The sequence below is a fragment of the Streptomyces sp. NH27 genome (genome assembly GCF_056859195.1).
The window spans coordinates 1-479 of sequence record NZ_JACEGK010001077.1 but is presented as its reverse complement, the minus strand read 5'-3'; the positions used below and the strand labels follow the sequence as shown (position 1 = coordinate 479).

The following is a 479-nucleotide window of genomic DNA, read 5'->3' as shown; positions in this document are numbered from 1 at the left end:
ACAATGGCTTGTTCCAATTGCTTAAGCGACTGAAATGACTTCTCATAACCGTAAAACATTTCCGATTTCAGAATCCCAAAGAAGGACTCCATCATACCATTGTCTGGGCTGTTACCCTTACGTGACATGGATGCTTGAATTCCCTTACCCTCAAGAAACTGATGATAAGAATCGTGTTGATATTGCCAGCCTTGGTCACTATGGAGAATCGTATTCTCGTAGTGCTTCTCTGTGAATGCCTGTTCCAACATTGTTTGTACTTGTTCTAAGTTGGGTGAAGTTGAAAGATTATAGGCGATAATTTCGCTGTTAAAACCATCTAAAACTGGTGATAAGTAAAGCTTTTGAGTACTTACTGGAATGGCAAATTCAGTCACATCTGTGTAGCACTGTTCCATTGTTTTAGAGCCTTCAAATTGGCCTTGAATGAGATTCTCTGCTTTCTTACCAACGTCTCCTTTATGAGAAGAATATTTTCG

1 protein-coding gene is annotated in these 479 nt (G+C 39.5%); it reads right to left on the bottom strand.

The window, feature by feature from the left end; translation table 11 throughout:
• Window positions 1–479, bottom strand: a 479-nt coding sequence (locus tag AC13HU_RS38095; protein WP_483046568.1) for an IS3 family transposase, incomplete at both ends; no start/stop codon positions are given.